Consider the following 16368-nt stretch of genomic DNA (forward strand, 5'->3'; position numbering starts at 1 on the left):
AATGCCTGGTGAATGGAAAAACGAGCCGCCCGACGCCAGCGGACTAAAGCCCTTGCATCATCTTGCGCACGCCCGCCACATGCCGGCGGCTGACGATCAGCGCGTCACCGTTCAGGCCCTTGAGGAACAACTGGAAGTGGCCCAGCGGGGTGCGTTGCAGCCGCTCGATGCGGTCGCGGGCGACCAGCGCATTGCGGTGGATCCGCACGAAGCGCTCGCCGAACTCGTCTTCCAGTGCCTTGAGGGGCTCGTCCAGCAGGACTTCACCGGTTTCATGGCGCAGGGTCACGTATTTGTGATCGGCAATGAAATACACCACCTGGTCCAGCGGGATCAGCTCGATGCCCTTGCGGGTTCGGGCGCTGATGTGGCTGCGGGGGCCATTGCCGCTTTCCGCGGCAGGACGAGTCAGGGCCGATAGCTGAGCCCGATTCGGACGTTCGGCCCTTTTCAGGGCTTCCTGCAGATGTTCGGTTCGCACGGGTTTCACCACATAGCCCACGGCGCTGGCCTGCAGGGCTTCCACGGCAAATTCATCGGGACCTGCGCAAAACACCACGGCTGGCGGTGTTTCACGTTCGCACAGACGGGCAGCCACCTGCAGGCCGTCGAGGCCCGGCATGCGGATATCAAGGAGCACGATATCCGGCTTGTGGCTGTCGATCAGTGCCAACGCCTCTTCGCCATTGGTGGCGCTGGGCTCCAGGACTGTGTAGCCCTCGAGCTCGCTCACCATTCGGGCGAGGCGCTCGCGGGCCAGTGGTTCGTCATCAACGATCAGGACATTCATATTGCGCTGGATTCCTGCGTGAGTCTCGCACAAGGATAGCGTAGACAAGTGGAGTGACGTCCGTCACCGCGATCCACGCTAAGACTAGCGCGAGCGCCAAAAAGTGCCGTACGTCGGCCGGCAATATTTGCCGGCACCCGGGACGCACCCCTCAAGGCTCGCGCCTGTCTGCGTTTTACGCAGGGTATGCCGATGGTCAAAACACCCACCCCTCTCTTCTTATAGTCGGCTGCCAGACCTTTGCACGATCCACAGTCGCGCCGACCCTTAGTCCTACTGTAGACGCTTGCCGGGCCGATATTGCTCAATCGGAAAATATCCTTGCGCAAATCCCCCGGAACCGGCGGTGACTATGAACGCAGAGATGAGAAAAAAACGTATCGACCAGTGTCAGCGACAGGATTGGCAACCCTGTTATTATCCGCGCCAGCGTTTCACGCCTTCTTTCTTCAAGCCGATACGAGCGAATTCATGAGCACTGACAAGACCAATCAGTCCTGGGGCGGCCGCTTCAGTGAACCCGTCGACGCCTTCGTCGCCCGCTTCACCGCCTCCGTCACTTTCGACCAGCGCCTGTATCGCCACGACATCATGGGCTCGATTGCCCACGCCACCATGCTGGCCAAGGTCGGTGTGCTGACGGATGCCGAGCGCGACAGCATCATCGATGGCCTGAAGACCATCCAGGGCGAAATCGAGGCCGGCCAGTTCGACTGGCGCGTGGACCTCGAAGACGTGCACATGAACATCGAGGCACGCCTGACAGACCGCATCGGCATCACCGGCAAGAAACTGCACACCGGCCGCAGCCGCAACGACCAGGTCGCCACCGACATCCGCCTGTGGCTGCGCGACGAGATCGACCTGATTCTGGCCGAGATCACCCGCCTGCAAAAAGGCCTGCTGGAGCAGGCCGAGCGCGAAGCCGCGAGCATCATGCCGGGCTTCACCCACCTGCAGACCGCGCAACCGGTGACCTTCGGGCACCACATGCTGGCCTGGTTCGAAATGCTCAGCCGCGACTACGAGCGTCTGGTCGACTGCCGCAAGCGCACCAACCGCATGCCGCTGGGCAGCGCCGCGCTGGCCGGCACCACCTACCCGATCGACCGCGAATACACCGCACAGCTGTTGGGCTTCGACGCTGTCGGCGGCAACTCGCTGGACAACGTGTCGGATCGCGACTTCGCCATCGAATTCTGCTCGGCCGCCAGCATCGCGATGATGCACCTGTCGCGCTTCTCCGAAGAGCTGGTGCTGTGGACCAGCGCGCAGTTCCAGTTCATCGATCTGCCGGACCGTTTCTGCACCGGCAGCTCGATCATGCCGCAAAAGAAAAACCCCGACGTGCCAGAGCTGGTACGTGGCAAGACCGGCCGTGTGTTCGGCGCCCTGATGGGCCTGCTGACCCTGATGAAAGGCCAGCCACTGGCCTACAACAAGGACAATCAGGAAGACAAGGAACCGCTGTTCGACGCCGCCGATACCCTGCGCGACTCGCTGCGTGCCTTTGCCGACATGATCCCGGCGATCAAACCGAAACACGCAATCATGCGTGAAGCGGCACTGCGCGGTTTCTCGACCGCCACTGACCTGGCCGACTACCTGGTACGCCGTGGCCTGCCGTTCCGTGACTGCCACGAGATCGTTGGCCACGCGGTAAAGTACGGCGTCGACACCGGCAAGGATCTGGCGGAGATGAGCCTGGAAGAACTGCGTCAGTTCAGCGACCAGATCGAGCAGGACGTGTTTGCCGTACTGACCCTGGAAGGCTCGGTGAATGCCCGTGACCACATCGGCGGGACTGCGCCGGCACAGGTCAAGGCAGCCGTTGCTCGCGGTCAGGCATTGATCGCCAGCCGCTAAAAGCATCGCGGGCAAGTCGAGTTGTCGACTTGCCCGCGAACTTGCTCAAGGTTTTCTACTTTTTGGCGGCGATCATCGCCAAAAACGCCGGCATCGCTGCTTCCTTGTCCGCCGCAATCTTCTGCACATGCGGATTCTGCTCAAGTCGCTCCAGCAACGCCTTGGCCTTCGGCATGTCCGCCAGCAGATCCAGACCGAACAGTTTGTGCCCCACCGCAGCCGCCAGCGGCACGCTGTAGAGAAAGTACAAATCCGCAATGCTCAGGCGGTCGCCCGCCACATACGGGGCGAACTTGCCGTGGCGTCCCAGGGCCGCAAAGCCCAGCAGCAATTCAGCCTTGGTTTTTTCCTTGATCGCCTCCGGCAGCGCCGTGCCGAAAAACGCTTCGCCGTAACAGGCACGGGCCGGCAGCTCGATATACAGCTCGATCTCCTTGGCCACCGCCAGCACCTGAGCCCGCGCGAACGGTTCCGTCGGCAGCAGCGGGACGCCCCTCTGGCTGCTTTCGAGGTATTCGAGCATCACCATCGTTTCATTGATGTAGCCGCCTTCGGCCCCCAGCACCGGGACCTTGCCGCGCGGGCTGATGGCCAGAGATTCAGGCGTAGGCGTCGGGTAGAACGTGACCTCTTCGAACGGCAGGCCTTTTTCCAGCAGCGCCAGTTTGACCATGTTGTAGTAGTTGCTGACTGAGAATCCGTAGAGCTTGAACATCACATAGCCTCCAGGCCGTGCGGGGTGGGCAGTGCCTGTTTATAGATCGCCCCGGGGATTCGTGCCAGCAGCATCACGCCGCTGAATGCGGGTAAACTGGCGCCTTTCCTTGAGGAGCCTGCCATGAGCGAGCCGACTGACATCGACAATGATGAAGAAGAGTTCACCGAATCGACGCTGATCGAAGCGATCGAGAACCAGATCGAAAGCGACAACCCGCCAGCGGCCAAGGCAACCTTCAACAAGCTGACCCTGGTCGGCTACGAGCGCGAAGACATTCTGAACCTGATGGCCCATGTGCTGGCCTACGAAATCGACGCGATGCTCGACGATGACCGCGCGTTCGATACCGAGTGGTACGAAACGGCGCTGCGCGCTCTGCCGGAACTGCCACCGGAAAAGCAGTAAACGGCCGCTCCTGTGGGAGCAGACCTGCTCCCACACAATTTGTCACCCATCTCTGCGGCCTTCTCCCGCCCTCTGACTACACTGGAATCCACCCCGGGACAAAAACCCTGGCACGCGTACTGGACAGGCCGCGCCGGCAGGTTCACCTTAGGGGCGCTGTCGTCCAATTCCTAGAAAGTCTGGAGTCCTTATGTCGCTTACCCCTGAGTTGGTTGCCGAACTGGAAGTCCTCGCACTCTTCAACCTGGACAGTTCCCAGGAAGGTCTGAAAATTCATCAGACCGCTGCCCCGAAGCACATTGCCGCTGCACAACGCCTGTTCGAAAAAGAACTGACAGACCAGCCTGATGGCGGTTACCTGACCAGCCTCGGTCGCGATGCCGCACAGAACGTGCAAACCGTACTGACGATTCTCAAAGAGCAACAAACCGCCTGATCCTCCCGACTTTGCCCACGGAAACCCCTGCCACGGGATTTCCGCGGGCCAGCCATGAACGTCGCCCCTCGCCGCGCGATAGAAATCTGACGTCAAAAAAACAAATTCAGCTTAAAACTCCTGCCGCTCAGGCGCTAAACTCCCGGACACCCGAGACCCCTTGCCTCCGAGCCCTGCGCGCCGGTTTGAGCCGACATGACCCTCACCCATGAAATCCGCCCCGACCTGGACGAAGGCATCGACCGCAAGGTTCTCAGCCAGCTGCGTGCACGCTTTCTCAAACTCAATGAAGGCCGCCTGAACCGGGCCCTCGAAGGCCTGTCGACACGCCAGCAAAGCGTGCTGACCCTGTTACCGCTGTTTTTCCACGTCAATCATCCGCTGTTGCCCGGCTATGTCTCGGGCAGCACGCCGGCCGGACTGTCGAATTACGAACCGGACGCCGATGCACTCGCCGAAGCCCAGCGCCTGACGCGTTCGTTTTCCTACAAGCCGCGCCATGGCAGCAATCCGCCACGGCCTATTCATGGTTTGTACCTGATGGGCAGCCTCGGCACCCTGGCCCAGGCCGACCAGAGCGACATGGACGTGTGGGTGTGCCACGCCCCCGACCTGAGCGACAGTGAACTGGCCGAGCTGCGTAAAAAGTGCCAGTTGCTCGAAACCTGGGCCGCCAGCCAGGGCGCGGAGGCGCATTTCTTCCTGATCGACCCGGCACGCTTCGTCAAAGGCGAGCGCGATACCCAGCTCAGCTCCGAAGATTGCGGCACCACTCAGCACTATCTGCTGCTGGACGAGTTCTACCGCACCGCGATCTGGCTGGCCGGGCGTACGCCGATCTGGTGGCTGGTGCCGGTTTACGAAGAACGTGCCTACGACGCGTACACCCACACCCTGATTTCCAAGCGTTTCATCCGCAACGATGAAACCCTCGACCTCGGCCCCCTGGCCCACATTCCGCCGGGCGAGTTCGTGGGCGCCGGGCTGTGGCAACTGTTCAAGGGCATCGAGTCGCCTTACAAGTCGGTGCTCAAGCTGCTGCTGATCGAGGTCTACGCCAGCGAACATCCGCAGGTGCAATGCCTCAGCCTGCGCTTCAAGCAGGCCGTATTCGCCAATCGGCTGGATCTCGACGAGCTGGATCCGTACATGGTGGTTTACCGCCGGATCGAGGAGTACCTCACTGCGCGCAACGAGCCGGAACGGCTGGAGCTGGTGCGTCGGGCGCTGTACCTCAAGATCAACCGCAAGCTCACCGGCAACAGCCGCACCCAGAGCTGGCAGCGCTCATTGCTGGAAAGACTGGCCAGCGAATGGCACTGGGACCAGCGGCAACTGGCACTGCTCGACAGCCGCAGCCAGTGGAAAGTCCGCCAGGTCAGTGCGGAGCGCCGTGCCCTGGTCAACGAGCTGAACTACAGCTACCGCTTCCTGACCCAGTTCGCCCGCACCGAACAGACCGTGAGCCTGATCAACAAGCGCGACCTCAACGTTCTCGGCCGGCGCCTGTACGCCGCATTCGAACGCAAGGCCGACAAGGTCGAGTTCATCAACCCCGGCATCGCCCCTGACCTGGCTGAAGACACCCTGACCCTGGTGCAGTCGCCGAACAAAAAGGAGCCCGGCCAAACCCAATGGGGCCTGTACAACGGCAGTCTCACGGCGCTGGAGTGGGAGCATTTCGCTCCGATCAAGCGCTGCCGGCATCTGTTGGAGCTACTGACCTGGTGTCACCGCAACGGCGTGATCGACAGCAGCACACGACTGGCGCTGCACCCCGGCACCAGCGACATGAGCGAGTTCGAGCTGTTCAATTTGCTCGGCAGCCTGCAACAGAGCATTGCCCTGCCCCTGACCACGGTTGCAGAAGAACCACTGCTGCGCGCCAGTGTGCCGAGCGAGGTGCTGATGCTGGTGAATGTCGGGGTCGACCCGCTCAAGCATCACCGCGACCTGAACATCCTCATGACCACCGAGCGCACCGATTCCCTGAGTTATGCCGGGGTCCGCGAGAACCTCGTACTGACCCTCGATCAGGTCACGCTCAACAGCTGGAACGAAGTGCTGGTCAACCGCTTCGACGGCCCGCACGCGCTGCTCGACTGCCTGCGCGATTACCTCAACAACCTGCCGCGCGGACCGCAGCAGCCATCGCTGCGGGTACGTTGCTTCTGCCACAACCGCGCGCAATTCATCGCCCGCCGGGTAGAAGAAATCGTCGATACCGCGCAGACCCTGTTGCTCAGCGACTTGAATCACCGCTACCTGATCCAGGTGCAGCAGCACTATCACGTGCTGGAGCTGGTGCCGGGCCAGGTCAACCACGTCGCCCTCGCCACCCTGCCGGCGCTGCTCGATTATCTGGGCGAGGAACAGCCACGCTATAGCCCGCTGCACCTGGACCCGATGGCACTGGAAGACCACGACCTGGCGTTGACCCTGCCGATGGGCCAGCCCGAATGCATACAGGTGTTCTACCGGATCATCGAGCAAACAGCCGAGCTGTACGTACTCGACGAATTCAATGCGCTGTGGCAACAGCACTTGCCCTACCACGACGAGCAAAGCCTGTTGGTGCCGTTGCAGCGGTTCCTGCAATCGATCCAGTTCCGGCGCGAAGCGCTGCTGCCGATGGATGCGAGCCAGGCCGCCAGCCTCGAAATCTTGTATTACCAGTTATTGCCATCAGGGCCCGGACGCGCGCGACGGGTGGAAATGCGCACCGCACCGCAGACGCCAGTCAACAAACCGTTCTACGACGTGCAGGCGATCGTCGGCAAAGCCGCGCCCGGCGAAGTGCAGGTCACGCTGTATTGCAATCAACGGGAATTCAGCGAGCTGGAACATGGCGACCAGCTGTTCAGCGTGGTCGCCCGGGAAATCGTCGGCCAGCGCCGGGAAACCGAGCGCTACCGCTGCTACATCACCGACCTCGACCTCTCGGGCCTGCTCGGTGACGGGCAAAGTTCCAGCAATCTGTATCTGCGTTACAAGGCCGACCTGGAACGCTCTCTGAACGAGGCGCTCGAGCAGGTCTGAGGCGGAGTTACTCCGGAAAGTCGCCGCCGTTGGCCGGCTGCGATTCGACTTCAAGCAACGTCAGTTTCAGGGTCTTGCCGCCCGGTGCCGGCCAGTCGATGTGCTGGCCGACTTTCAGGCCCAGCAGCGCACTGCCGACCGGAGCGAGGATCGAGATTTTGCCTTCGTCGGCATTGGCGTGCTTCGGGTAGACCAGAGTCAGGTGGTAGTCCTTGCCACTGCCTTCTTCGCGACAGTGCACACGGGAATTCATCGTTACGACGTCGGCGGGCACTTCATCGTGGCCGACCAGGGTATCGGCGCGGTCCAGTTCGGTTTGCAGCGCGATCACGCCCGGCAGCGATTCATCCAGGCTGTCGATCAGGCGCTCCAGACGTTGCACGTCCAGACGGGTAAGGGTGATGGAAGGTGCGGTCATGATCCGGGCAGACTCCTTTCTTCTGCACACAAAAAAAGCAAAACCCCGCCAAAAAAAGACGGGGTTTTCACCAGGCCTCGATGGGTTGAGGCGTTTCCGGACACTATCACAGCTCAAAAAATATACAAGCTACGTCCCGGACAGTTGCCTGCGCTGCATCGCCTGGGCACAGATAACCCGGCGGCGCTCGTCATCGGCCGAACGCCATTCACGGATGTCTTCGACATGCCGCAGGCAGCCGAGACAGACCTTCTGCTCATCCAGCCGACAGACGCCGGTGCACGGCGAAGGCACTGCCGGGCTGACGTTGCTGTAGAGCGGCTTGGCAGGCCGTGGCGCGGTACTCATCTCAGATTTCGTCGAAATCGAGTTTTTCGCCGGCGCGCTCCCAGACGATGCGCTCCAGCATTTCGCCCAGCAACTCTTCGGTTTTCTCGCAGACCCACTTGCCGGCCTGCTCGTCATAGTCGAAATGGAAACCGCCGGAACGGTCGGCCAGCCACAGCTGACGCAGAGGTTCCTGACGGCTGAAGATCAACTGACTGCCGTTGTCGAACTTGATAGTCAGCACACCGGCCGAGTTCTCCATGTCCAGATCCAGGCCACTTTCATCAAAGATGTCCTCCAGCGCTTGCTGGGTGGCATCGACCAGATCATGGAAACGGGCTTCGGACAAACTCATTGCGGCAACCTCAAAAAATGTCTGATCAGGCTCAAGCGCCGCAAGATACGGACGCGGCCAGCCGATTGCAAAGGATAACGACCAAGCGCCCTGCCCGGCGACGAAATATGCACCCGCCTTGCAGGAAAAGTTTCCGCGCCGCAGCCCGAGCCCCGCCGGACGGGAGTTCCGTCGCATAGGCAAGCTGCCGGGTGGCCGGTATACTCCGGCGCAATTAACGCATATTCAAGGATTTCGCCATGAAGCGCCTGATCTCTTCCCTTGCTGCGCTCGTCGCGGTTGCCTGCCTCGTTTCGGCCTGCGGTCAGAAAGGCCCGCTGTACCTGCCCGATGAAGATCAGGACCCGGCCGAGCAAGCCCAGTCTTCGCAAAAGCAGCCTGTCTCCAAGGCACACAAGCACGACGTTTACTAAGGGATCGCCATGGACGCTTTTAACTACCGTGGCGGGGAGCTGTTCGCGGAAGGTGTGGCGCTGTCCGCCATCGCCGATCGCTTCGGCACACCGACCTACGTCTACTCCCGCGCCCACATCGAGGCCCAGTACCTGGCCTATGCCGATGCGCTGGCCGGCATGCCGCACCTGGTGTGCTTCGCGGTCAAGGCCAACTCCAACCTCGGTGTATTGAATGTCCTGGCCCGTATCGGCGCCGGTTTCGACATTGTGTCCCGTGGCGAGCTGGAACGCGTCCTGGCCGCTGGCGGCAGCCCGGACAAGATCGTGTTCTCCGGCGTCGGCAAGACCCGTGACGACATGCGTCGCGCGCTGGAAGTCGGCGTGCATTGCTTCAACGTCGAATCCACCGACGAGCTTGAGCGCCTGCAAGTGGTCGCCGCCGAGCTGGGCGTTCGTGCGCCGGTCTCGCTGCGCGTGAACCCGGACGTCGATGCCGGCACCCACCCGTACATTTCCACCGGTCTCAAAGAGAACAAGTTCGGCATTGCCATCGCCGACGCCGAAGACGTGTACGTGCGTGCCGCGCACCTGCCGAACCTGGAAGTGGTCGGCGTCGACTGCCACATCGGTTCGCAACTGACCACTCTGCCTCCGTTCCTCGATGCCCTCGATCGCCTGCTGGATCTGGTCGATCGCCTCGGCGATTGCGGCATCCACCTGCGCCACATCGATCTCGGTGGCGGTCTGGGTGTGCGTTATCGCGATGAAGAGCCGCCATTGGCCGCCGATTACATCAAGGCCGTGCGCGAGCGTCTGGTCGGTCGTGATCTGGCGCTGGTGTTCGAACCGGGCCGCTTCATCGTCGCCAACGCCGGCGTGCTGCTGACTCAGGTCGAGTACCTCAAGCACACCGAACACAAGGACTTCGCCATCGTCGATGCGGCGATGAACGACCTGATCCGCCCGGCGCTGTACCAGGCCTGGATGGACGTGACCCCGGTCAAGCCCCGCGAGACCGCTGCGCGCACCTATGACGTCGTCGGCCCGATCTGCGAAACCGGCGATTTCCTCGCCAAGGAACGCGAACTGGCGCTGGAAGAAGGCGATCTGCTGGCCGTGCATTCGGCCGGCGCCTATGGTTTCGTAATGAGCTCCAACTACAACACCCGCGGCCGTGCCGCCGAGGTGCTGGTAGATGGCGATCAGGCATTTGAAGTGCGTCGCCGCGAGACCGTGGCCGAGCTGTTTGCCGGCGAAAGCCTGCTGCCGGAGTAACCCCATGCTGCTGCGTTTTACCAAGATGCACGGCCTGGGCAACGACTTCATGGTTCTCGACCTGGTCAGCCAGCATGCGCATATTCAGCCCAAGCACGCAAAAATGTGGGGCGACCGGCACACCGGCATCGGTTTCGACCAGTTGCTGATCGTCGAAGCGCCGAGCAATCCGGATGTGGATTTCCGTTACCGGATCTTCAACTCCGACGGTTCCGAAGTGGAGCAGTGCGGCAACGGTGCGCGCTGCTTCGCCCGCTTCGTGCTCGACAAGCGTCTGACCGCCAAGCGGCAGATCCGCGTCGAGACCAAGGGCGGCATCATCGAACTGGACGTGCGTAATGACGGCCAGATCAGCGTGAACATGGGCGCCCCGCGCCTGGTGCCGGCGGACATTCCGTTCCAGGCACCGGAGCAGGCCTTGAGTTATCAGGTCGATGTCGACGGTACGCCGGTCGAATTGGCCGCAGTGTCCATGGGCAACCCCCATGCGGTGCTGCGGGTCAGCGATATCAACACTGCACCGGTGCATGAACTGGGGCCGAAAATCGAACACCATCCGCGCTTCCCGGCGCGGGTCAACGTCGGTTTTCTCCAGGTCATCGACCGCCATCGCGCGCAACTGCGCGTCTGGGAGCGCGGTGCCGGGGAAACCCAGGCCTGCGGTACCGGTGCCTGCGCTGCTGCTGTAGCTGCGATCAGCCAGGGGTGGATGGATTCGCCACTGCTGATCGACCTGCCGGGCGGGCGCCTGTCCATCGAATGGGCAGGCCCCGGCCAACCGGTGCTGATGACCGGCCCGGCAGTGCGTGTATACGAAGGACAAGTGCGTCTTTGAGTGAGCAGAAGCCATGACCGACAAGCCTCAGGTACCCGCCCGAAAGTCCACTGAAACAGCGCCCGAAAGTCTGGAGGCGGCAGCGGTTGCCGCGTACCTGGAGGCTCATCCGGATTTCTTCATCGAACACGAAGAGCTGCTGCCGTCCCTGCGCATTCCTCATCGTCGCGGCGACACCGTATCGCTGGTCGAGCGCCAGATGTCCATCCTGCGCGACCGCAACATCGAGATGCGCCATCGCCTCTCGCACTTGATGGACGTGGCCCGGGACAACGATCGCCTGTTCGACAAGACCCGTCGCCTGATCCTCGCCCTGATGGACGCTGCCACTCTGGAAGATGTGGTGATCAGCGTCGAAGACAGTCTGCGTCAGGATTTTCAGGTGCCCTTCGTCAGCCTGATCCTGCTCGGCGACAACCCGGCCCCGGTCGGCCGCTGGGTGACCCACGCCGACGCACAAACCGCCATCGGTGGATTGCTCACCGAAGGCAAGAGCGTCAGCGGCAGCCTGCGCGAGCATGAGCTGGACTTCCTGTTCGGCGAGGAGCAGCGCAAGCAGATCGGCTCCACCGCCGTGGTCGCCGTCAGCCATCAGGGCATCCACGGAATCCTGGCCATTGCCAGCCGTGATCCGCAGCACTACAAGAGCTCGGTCGGCACGCTGTTCCTCAGCTACATCGCCGAAGTCATGGGCCGCGTGCTGCCACGGGTCAACAGCTCCCTGCGCTCGGTACGCTGAGCATGGAACGACAACTGGACGCTTACTGCGAACACCTGCGCAGTGAGCGGCAGGTGTCGCCGCACACGCTGTCGGCCTACCGCCGCGACCTCGATAAAGTCCTCGGTTGGTGCAACAAGCAGAACATCGGCAGCTGGCAGGCGCTTGACATCCAGCGCCTGCGCAGCCTGATCGCCCGCCTGCATGCACAGGGCCAGTCCTCCCGCAGCCTGGCACGCCTGCTTTCGGCGGTGCGCGGGCTCTATCACTACCTGAATCGCGAAGGCTTTTGCGATCACGACCCGGCTACCGGCCTGGCACCGCCCAAAGGCGAGCGCCGCTTGCCGAAAACCCTCGATACCGACCGAGCGCTGCAACTGCTCGAAGGCGCAGTCGAGGACGACTTTCTGGCCCGGCGCGATCAGGCGATTCTGGAATTGTTCTATTCCTCCGGGCTGCGTCTGTCGGAGCTGACCGGGCTCAATCTCGATCAGCTCGATCTGGCCGACGGCATGGTTCAGGTACTCGGCAAGGGCAGCAAGACGCGTCTGTTGCCGGTCGGCAAAAAGGCTCGGGAAGCATTGGAGCAATGGCTGCCGCTGCGGGCGCTGACCAACCCGGCGGACGACGCGGTATTCGTCAGCCAGCAAGGCCGACGCCTTGGCCCGCGCGCGATTCAGGTGCGGGTCAAACTGGCCGGCGAGCGCGAACTGGGGCAGAACCTGCACCCACACATGTTGCGACATTCCTTCGCCAGCCATTTGCTCGAGTCCTCCCAGGACCTGCGCGCGGTGCAGGAACTGCTCGGCCACTCGGACATCAAGACCACCCAGATCTATACCCACCTGGACTTCCAGCACCTGGCGGCGGTCTATGACAGCGCCCACCCACGGGCCAAACGCATGAAAGGCGACGATTCATGAGCATCCAGTTGATCACCTTCGACCTCGACGACACCCTGTGGGACACCGCCCCGGTGATCGTCAGCGCCGAAGCGGTTTTGCGTGAATGGCTGGGCGAACATGCACCGAATCTGGGCGCGGTGCCGGTGGAGCATCTGTGGTCGATCCGCGAGCGGGTGCTGGCCCGCGAACCGGGGCTCAAGCACCGCATCAGCGCGTTGCGGCGGCGGGTGCTGTTCCATGCGCTGGAAGAAGCCGGGTACGCCCACGGCGAAGCGTCGGATCTGGCGGACAAGAGTTTTGAAGTGTTTCTGCATGCCCGGCATCAGATCGACGTGTTCCCGGAAGTCGAGCCAATCCTGGAAACCCTCGCCAAACACTACGCCCTCGGCGTGGTCACCAACGGCAACGCCGATGTGCGTCGCCTCGGGCTGGCGGACTACTTCAAGTTTGCGCTGTGCGCCGAAGACATCGGCATCGCCAAGCCGGATGCGCGACTGTTCCATGAAGCGTTGCAGCGCGGTGGCGTGAACGCCGAAGCAGCGGTGCATATCGGTGATCACCCGGGGATGACATCGCCGGGGCGCAGCAGGCCGGTCTGCGAGCGATCTGGTTCAACCCGGCCGGCAAGGTCTGGGAAGCGGAGCGCCTGCCGGATGCCGAGATTCGCAGTCTTAACGATCTGCCCGCGGTGCTCGCCCGCTGGAACAGCCTCGGCTAGTTTCTTTCGCCCATGAAAAAGCCCGCAGCGACGGCGGGCTATTTCAGCAAGCAAGCGACACGCCTCAGATAGGGCGGCTGCCGTACTTGTTGTCCGGCTTCTTGGGCGGATCGGCGACCACGTTGGCCTCCACTTCCTGAACCTTGCCACCGCGCGCAAGGAATTCTTCCATGGCCTTGGCCAGGGCGTCGCGCTCCTTGTTCTTGGCTTCGATGCTCGGCAACTCGTCGACCGACACCGCAGCCTTGGCTTTGCCTTTGGCAGCCGGGGCCGGCGTATCGTCACCGCCATCGTCTTCAGCAACGTCTTCCGCTGCTGCTTCCAGACCGTCTTCGGCCTCGTCTTCGTCGCCTACTTCGAGGTCGTCGTTTTCCAGATCATCGTCGCTCATGTTCTACCTCATGACTTGCGAAAAGCAGATTAGTTATAGACCAGCTTTGGCGACTGTCGAAAGTCGCCGGAAAAAAATCGGTAACCATTGGTGACCAACGGTTTATGCCCCTTCACCGTGCAAGGTGGCGAGGACTTTACGGGCACCGCCATGATCACGGTGCTCGCCCAGATAAACGCCTTGCCAGGTACCCAGTGCCAGTCGACCCGCCGTTACCGGCAAACTGATCTGACAGCCCAGCACGCTGGCCTTGAAGTGCGCCGGGAGGTCGTCCAGGCCTTCGTCGTTATGCTCATAGCCGTCTGCTCCTTGTGGGATCAGACGATTGAAAAATCGTTCGAAGTCGCGACGTACCGCCGGATCGGCGTTCTCGTTGATGGTCAACGACGCCGAGGTATGCTGCAGCCACAAATGCAACAGACCGACCCGGCATGCCCTGAGTTCAGGCAGGCCGGCGAGCAACTCGTCCGTCACCAGATGAAAGCCCCGGGGCCGTGCCCGCAGGGTTATCAGAGTCTGTTGCCACATACAGTTCTCCGCACGTTCGGGGCGCATTCTAGCGCGCTCTGGAAAAAAACAAAGGCCCTAATATTCCTTCAATGATGTAAGCCTTTGGCCGCAGAAAAACACTCGTCGTAAACACGACCAAAGCAGTACGAAAAATCCTTTCAGCTGTATCAGGGAAGACAAATTCCAGACAAAAAAATGCCCGGCGAGCCGGGCAAGTTTTTTGCGGCGCGTGCTTACAGGTTGTAGCCGCGCTCGTTGTGTTGTGCCAGATCCAGGCCGACCGATTCTTCTTCCTCGGTCACGCGCAGACCCATCACGGCATCCAGCACCTTGAGGATGATGAAGGTGACGATGGCGGTGTAGATCACGGTGAAGCCGACGCCTTTGCACTGAATCCACACTTGTGCGGCGATGTCGGTGACGGTGCCGAAGCCACCCAGCGACGGTGCGGCGAACACACCGGTCAGGATCGCACCGAGGATACCGCCGATACCGTGCACACCGAAGGCGTCCAGGGAGTCGTCATAACCGAGTTTGCGTTTCAGGGTGGTGGCGCAGAAGAAGCACACCACGCCTGCCGCCAGACCGATCACCAGTGCGCCCATCGGGCCCACGGTACCAGCAGCCGGAGTGATCGCGACCAGACCGGCAACGACGCCGGATGCAATACCCAGTGCGCTTGGTTTGCCGTGAGTGATCCACTCGGCGAACATCCAGCCCAGTGCGGCAGCGGCGGTCGCGATCTGAGTCACCAGCATCGCCATGCCGGCGGTGCCATTGGCGGCCGCAGCGGAACCGGCGTTGAAGCCGAACCAGCCGACCCACAGCATGGCCGCGCCCATCAGGGTGTAACCGAGGTTGTGCGGGGCCATCGGGGTGGTCGGGAAGCCTTTGCGCTTGCCTAGTACCAGGCAGGCAATCAGACCGGCCACACCGGCGTTGATGTGCACCACGGTGCCGCCGGCGAAGTCGAGTACGCCCCAGTCCCACATCAGGCCGCCGTTGCCGGACCAGACCATGTGCGCGATCGGTGCATAGACCAGGGTGAACCAGATGCCCATGAAGATCAGCATCGCGGAGAACTTCATCCGCTCGGCGAACGCACCGACGATCAGCGCCGGGGTGATGATCGCGAAGGTCATCTGGAAGGTGATGAACACCGCCTCAGGGAACAACGCCGCAGGGCCGGTCAGGCTCGAAGGTGTGACACCGGCGAGGAACGCCTTGCCCATGCCGCCGAAGAACGAGTTGAAGTTGACGACGCCCTGCTCCATGCCGGTGGTGTCGAACGCAATGCTGTAGCCATAAATGACCCACAGGATGCTGATCAGACCGGTAATGGCGAAGCACTGCATCATCACGGAAAGAATGTTTTTCGACCGAACCATGCCGCCGTAGAACAGCGCGAGGCCGGGAATGGTCATGAACAGCACGAGGGCTGTGGAGGTGAGCATCCAGGCGGTGTCGCCGGAGTTCAGGACTGGAGCTGCCACTTCGTCTGCCGCCATGGCCAGGCCGGGCATTACGATAGACAACAGGGCTCCTAGCCCTGCGAATTTACGCAGAGTCATATTGTTTTCTCCTGGGGCGTTGGGTTTGTGGCGGCGTTTAGATTGCGTCGGTATCGGTTTCGCCGGTACGGATGCGGATCGCCTGTTCCAGATTGACCACGAAGATCTTGCCGTCACCGATCTTGCCGGTGTTGGCAGCCTTGGTTATCGCCTCGATAACCCGATCCAGATCCTTGTCGTCGATGGCAACGTCGATTTTCACCTTGGGCAGAAAATCGACCACATACTCCGCGCCGCGATACAGCTCGGTGTGACCCTTCTGCCGACCGAAGCCTTTGACTTCAGTAACGGTAATGCCCTGCACGCCGATTTCGGACAGCGACTCGCGCACGTCGTCCAACTTGAACGGCTTGATGATGGCAGTGACTAGCTTCATGAAACTCTCTCCCGAATTGGTGGACTTGCCCCAGGAAAACAAACCCGACTCAAGTCTAAGCGCAGTGCCTGGCTTTGTAACGCTTCGTTGTCGACGCCAGCTAACCGCTCCAGACGAAACTCCCCGCTCCGTCTGCCGCACTGCATTCGTCACAGCGACTGCATCAGTGCATGGGTCGAAGGTGACTAAGCAGAAAGCTTGCCATCTCGCCAAAAACCACTGATTTCAATCCCTTGGCCGCTGTCGCAGATGCCATCACCCAAATGGCACACGGGATACGCACAACAACGGTGCGCAGCCGTGCATCCCATTGCGCGAAA

Annotated in this window: 18 protein-coding genes and 2 pseudogenes; 10 read left to right on the forward strand and 10 right to left on the reverse strand. The window is 61.6% G+C overall.

Annotated features, from left to right (window positions below):
* Positions 1–43 precede the first annotated feature (43 nt).
* Positions 44–790: a LytR/AlgR family response regulator transcription factor gene (locus C6Y56_RS27825; RefSeq protein WP_169432426.1), complete on the reverse strand. Its 747-nt coding sequence runs from the start codon at positions 788–790 to the stop codon at positions 44–46.
* Positions 787–918 (reverse strand): annotated as a pseudogene (locus C6Y56_RS29710) (sensor histidine kinase); the annotation flags it as partial. The gene C6Y56_RS27825 and the pseudogene C6Y56_RS29710, both read right to left, overlap by 4 nt.
* Before the next feature lie 343 nt (positions 919–1261).
* Here C6Y56_RS29710 and argH point away from each other — a divergent pair.
* Entirely contained in the window at positions 1262–2656 is a 1395-nt protein-coding gene (gene argH / locus C6Y56_RS27830; RefSeq protein WP_103368168.1) for an argininosuccinate lyase, read from the forward strand.
* 55 nt (positions 2657–2711) lie between these two features.
* Here argH and C6Y56_RS27835 read toward each other — a convergent pair whose 3' ends face one another.
* Positions 2712–3371 carry a glutathione S-transferase family protein gene (locus C6Y56_RS27835; protein ID WP_169432427.1) on the reverse strand — a complete coding sequence of 220 codons (660 nt, stop codon included), beginning with the start codon at positions 3369–3371 and terminating at the stop codon, positions 2712–2714.
* A gap of 123 nt (positions 3372–3494) precedes the next feature.
* Between C6Y56_RS27835 and C6Y56_RS27840 the strand changes: the two genes are divergently transcribed.
* The 3 genes from C6Y56_RS27840 (at position 3495) to C6Y56_RS27850 (ending at position 7254) form a co-directional block, all read left to right on the forward strand.
* A complete protein-coding gene (locus tag C6Y56_RS27840) occupies positions 3495–3779 on the forward strand; it encodes a hypothetical protein (protein WP_085689966.1) in 285 nt (94 codons plus the stop codon).
* 190 nt (positions 3780–3969) lie between these two features.
* The gene (locus C6Y56_RS27845; protein WP_007951883.1) at positions 3970–4215 is read left to right on the forward strand and encodes a TIGR02647 family protein; all 246 of its coding nucleotides are present in this window, start codon (positions 3970–3972) and stop codon (positions 4213–4215) included.
* A 195-nt stretch (positions 4216–4410) separates the two neighbouring features.
* Complete coding sequence (locus tag C6Y56_RS27850) at positions 4411–7254, forward strand: class I adenylate cyclase (protein ID WP_169432428.1); 2844 nt, start codon at positions 4411–4413, stop codon at positions 7252–7254.
* A gap of 7 nt (positions 7255–7261) precedes the next feature.
* Here the strand turns inward: C6Y56_RS27850 and rnk are convergent, their stop codons facing one another.
* The 3 genes from rnk to cyaY all read right to left on the reverse strand — a co-directional run bounded on the left by rnk (position 7262) and on the right by cyaY (position 8354).
* On the reverse strand, positions 7262–7672 hold the full coding sequence (gene rnk / locus C6Y56_RS27855) for a nucleoside diphosphate kinase regulator (RefSeq protein WP_169432429.1): 411 nt from the start codon (positions 7670–7672) through the stop codon (positions 7262–7264).
* 129 nt (positions 7673–7801) lie between these two features.
* Entirely contained in the window at positions 7802–8020 is a 219-nt protein-coding gene (locus tag C6Y56_RS27860; protein WP_169432430.1) for a DUF1289 domain-containing protein, read from the reverse strand.
* A gap of 1 nt (position 8021) precedes the next feature.
* A complete protein-coding gene (gene cyaY, locus C6Y56_RS27865; RefSeq protein ID WP_114886277.1) occupies positions 8022–8354 on the reverse strand; it encodes an iron donor protein CyaY in 333 nt (110 codons plus the stop codon).
* 239 nt (positions 8355–8593) lie between these two features.
* Here cyaY and lptM point away from each other — a divergent pair, with 239 nt between their 5' ends.
* The 6 genes and pseudogenes from lptM to C6Y56_RS27895 all read left to right on the forward strand — a co-directional run bounded on the left by lptM (position 8594) and on the right by C6Y56_RS27895 (position 13200).
* Entirely contained in the window at positions 8594–8767 is a 174-nt protein-coding gene (gene lptM, locus C6Y56_RS27870; protein WP_007951888.1) for an LPS translocon maturation chaperone LptM, read from the forward strand.
* 9 nt (positions 8768–8776) lie between these two features.
* Positions 8777–10024: a diaminopimelate decarboxylase gene (lysA, locus tag C6Y56_RS27875; protein ID WP_169432431.1), complete on the forward strand. Its 1248-nt coding sequence runs from the start codon at positions 8777–8779 to the stop codon at positions 10022–10024.
* 4 nt (positions 10025–10028) lie between these two features.
* Positions 10029–10859, forward strand: a complete 831-nt coding sequence (gene dapF, locus C6Y56_RS27880; RefSeq protein WP_169432432.1) for a diaminopimelate epimerase — start codon at positions 10029–10031, stop codon at positions 10857–10859.
* A 13-nt stretch (positions 10860–10872) separates the two neighbouring features.
* Positions 10873–11598 (forward strand): DUF484 family protein, encoded by a 726-nt coding sequence (locus tag C6Y56_RS27885; RefSeq protein ID WP_169432433.1) that lies wholly within the window; start codon positions 10873–10875, stop codon positions 11596–11598.
* Between the two features lie 2 nt (positions 11599–11600).
* A complete protein-coding gene (gene xerC, locus C6Y56_RS27890) occupies positions 11601–12500 on the forward strand; it encodes a tyrosine recombinase XerC (RefSeq protein ID WP_169432434.1) in 900 nt (299 codons plus the stop codon).
* Positions 12497–13200: pseudogene (locus C6Y56_RS27895) on the forward strand (HAD family hydrolase). Before xerC ends, C6Y56_RS27895 begins: the two are co-directional and overlap by 4 nt.
* A gap of 64 nt (positions 13201–13264) precedes the next feature.
* On the opposite strand, the gene sutA reads toward C6Y56_RS27895, so the two are convergent.
* From sutA to glnK, 4 genes are all read right to left on the reverse strand, one after another.
* Positions 13265–13591 carry a transcriptional regulator SutA gene (sutA, locus tag C6Y56_RS27900; protein WP_007951900.1) on the reverse strand — a complete coding sequence of 109 codons (327 nt, stop codon included), beginning with the start codon at positions 13589–13591 and terminating at the stop codon, positions 13265–13267.
* A gap of 102 nt (positions 13592–13693) precedes the next feature.
* Positions 13694–14119, reverse strand: coding sequence for a secondary thiamine-phosphate synthase enzyme YjbQ (locus C6Y56_RS27905; protein WP_169432435.1), 426 nt, complete (start codon positions 14117–14119; stop codon positions 13694–13696).
* 215 nt (positions 14120–14334) lie between these two features.
* The gene (locus C6Y56_RS27910; RefSeq protein WP_027610437.1) at positions 14335–15672 is read right to left on the reverse strand and encodes an ammonium transporter; all 1338 of its coding nucleotides are present in this window, start codon (positions 15670–15672) and stop codon (positions 14335–14337) included.
* Between the two features lie 37 nt (positions 15673–15709).
* Positions 15710–16048 (reverse strand): P-II family nitrogen regulator, encoded by a 339-nt coding sequence (glnK, locus tag C6Y56_RS27915; RefSeq protein ID WP_002555808.1) that lies wholly within the window; start codon positions 16046–16048, stop codon positions 15710–15712.
* Positions 16049–16368 lie beyond the last annotated feature (320 nt).

It is taken from the genome of Pseudomonas fluorescens (assembly GCF_012974785.1).
GTDB classification, from domain to species: domain Bacteria; phylum Pseudomonadota; class Gammaproteobacteria; order Pseudomonadales; family Pseudomonadaceae; genus Aquipseudomonas; species Aquipseudomonas fluorescens_BT.

Bases quoted from the DNA above. Each gene is read 5' to 3' on its own strand.
- C6Y56_RS27825 (WP_169432426.1), bottom strand. From the start codon at position 790: ATGAATGTCCTGATCGTTGATGACGAACCACTGGCCCGCGAGCGCCTC.
- argH (WP_103368168.1), top strand. From the start codon at position 1,262: ATGAGCACTGACAAGACCAATCAGTCCTGGGGCGGCCGCTTCAGTGAA.
- C6Y56_RS27835 (WP_169432427.1), bottom strand. From the start codon at position 3,371: ATGTTCAAGCTCTACGGATTCTCAGTCAGCAACTACTACAACATGGTC.
- C6Y56_RS27840 (WP_085689966.1), top strand. From the start codon at position 3,495: ATGAGCGAGCCGACTGACATCGACAATGATGAAGAAGAGTTCACCGAA.
- C6Y56_RS27845 (WP_007951883.1), top strand. From the start codon at position 3,970: ATGTCGCTTACCCCTGAGTTGGTTGCCGAACTGGAAGTCCTCGCACTC.
- C6Y56_RS27850 (WP_169432428.1), top strand. From the start codon at position 4,411: ATGACCCTCACCCATGAAATCCGCCCCGACCTGGACGAAGGCATCGAC.
- rnk (WP_169432429.1), bottom strand. From the start codon at position 7,672: ATGACCGCACCTTCCATCACCCTTACCCGTCTGGACGTGCAACGTCTG.
- C6Y56_RS27860 (WP_169432430.1), bottom strand. From the start codon at position 8,020: ATGAGTACCGCGCCACGGCCTGCCAAGCCGCTCTACAGCAACGTCAGC.
- cyaY (WP_114886277.1), bottom strand. From the start codon at position 8,354: ATGAGTTTGTCCGAAGCCCGTTTCCATGATCTGGTCGATGCCACCCAG.
- lptM (WP_007951888.1), top strand. From the start codon at position 8,594: ATGAAGCGCCTGATCTCTTCCCTTGCTGCGCTCGTCGCGGTTGCCTGC.
- lysA (WP_169432431.1), top strand. From the start codon at position 8,777: ATGGACGCTTTTAACTACCGTGGCGGGGAGCTGTTCGCGGAAGGTGTG.
- dapF (WP_169432432.1), top strand. From the start codon at position 10,029: ATGCTGCTGCGTTTTACCAAGATGCACGGCCTGGGCAACGACTTCATG.
- C6Y56_RS27885 (WP_169432433.1), top strand. From the start codon at position 10,873: ATGACCGACAAGCCTCAGGTACCCGCCCGAAAGTCCACTGAAACAGCG.
- xerC (WP_169432434.1), top strand. From the start codon at position 11,601: ATGGAACGACAACTGGACGCTTACTGCGAACACCTGCGCAGTGAGCGG.
- sutA (WP_007951900.1), bottom strand. From the start codon at position 13,591: ATGAGCGACGATGATCTGGAAAACGACGACCTCGAAGTAGGCGACGAA.
- C6Y56_RS27905 (WP_169432435.1), bottom strand. From the start codon at position 14,119: ATGTGGCAACAGACTCTGATAACCCTGCGGGCACGGCCCCGGGGCTTT.
- C6Y56_RS27910 (WP_027610437.1), bottom strand. From the start codon at position 15,672: ATGACTCTGCGTAAATTCGCAGGGCTAGGAGCCCTGTTGTCTATCGTA.
- glnK (WP_002555808.1), bottom strand. From the start codon at position 16,048: ATGAAGCTAGTCACTGCCATCATCAAGCCGTTCAAGTTGGACGACGTG.